Source organism: Alcanivorax sp. HI0044 (assembly GCF_001634945.1).
In genome coordinates, this window is record NZ_LWEZ01000194.1 from 1 (window position 1) to 1,103 (window position 1,103).

Sequence of the window (1,103 nt, forward strand, 5' to 3'; positions counted from 1 at the left end):
GCGAGAGGCAGACAATACAGAGGCGGTGGTCTGTGGGCAGCTGCAGGCGGTGATCGATGCGGTGGGCATTGCGGCGTTTGCGAAGGCCGTTGTTGCCTATGAGCCGGTCTGGGCCATTGGTACCGGCAAGACGGCAAGCCCGGAACAGGCTCAGGCCGTGCATGCCTGTTTGCGCCAGTCTTTGGCAGAAAATGACCCGGATATCGCTCAATCGCTGCGGTTGCTTTACGGCGGCAGCGTAAAGGCGGATAATGCCGCCCTTCTATTTGCCCAGTCAGACATCGATGGGGGTCTGATCGGTGGGGCATCGTTAACAGCCGACAGCTTTGTTGCGATCTGTCAGGCGGCGGAATAATTAGAGACGTTATGGATATTGTTGTTCATGTAGTGCACGTGCTGGCAGCCCTTGGGCTGATTGGTCTGGTGCTTATTCAGCACGGTAAAGGCGCGGATGCCGGTGCTTCCTTTGGCGGCGGTGGCTCGCAGACGGTATTCGGGAGCGCCGGTTCGGCAAACTTCCTGACCCGTGCCACGGCGGTGCTGGCGGCGGTTTTCTTTGTGACCAGCCTGGTGTTGGCCTGGATGGCGCGTCAGGAAGCGGACAGCACCCGTAGCTTCCTGCCGGAACTGGAAACCGTCGAGCATCAGGATGTTCCCGTCGTTGACGAGGAGCAATCCGACGTGCCCGCTGGCATGACAGAAGTGCCTGTGGCGCCAGAAGCCAATGAAGGGCAAAAAGAAGTTTCGGATGTGCCTCAAGCTGAGGTAGAATCCCCGGCCCCGGCTGACGCGCCTCAGCCGGAGCAGTAAGTAAGCGTTCTTTGCCGAAGTGGTGGAATTGGTAGACACGCTATCTTGAGGGGGTAGTGAGCTTCGCTCGTGCCGGTTCAAGTCCGGCCTTCGGCACCAATTAGGGAACGTTTTGCTGGTGTGTGTTGTCAGCGAAACGTATGAAGGAAATCGGTGGATTGACCGGCTTTCTTCAGAATCGACCCACGGGTTGATCAGTATCGGGTTATGTGGCTTTTCCCGATGCTAAGGCTTCGAAAAATAAATACTTTTTCGATAATGCCTTGACAGAGTGAGTGCCTCTAAGTATTATT

2 protein-coding genes and 1 tRNA gene are annotated in these 1,103 nt (G+C 56.6%); all 3 read left to right on the plus strand.

Annotation, left to right across the window (positions count from 1 at the left end):
* A partial coding sequence (locus tag A3730_RS02335; protein ID WP_197477235.1) for a triose-phosphate isomerase occupies nt 1-355 on the plus strand: 355 nt, incomplete at its 5' end.
* Nucleotides 356-366: 11 nt separating this feature from the next.
* Nucleotides 367-810: a preprotein translocase subunit SecG gene (gene secG, locus A3730_RS02340; RefSeq protein WP_063537401.1), complete on the plus strand. Its 444-nt coding sequence runs from the start codon at nt 367-369 to the stop codon at nt 808-810.
* Nucleotides 811-823: 13 nt separating this feature from the next.
* A tRNA-Leu gene (locus A3730_RS02345) sits at nt 824-909 on the plus strand.
* Nucleotides 910-1,103: the final 194 nt, after the last annotated feature.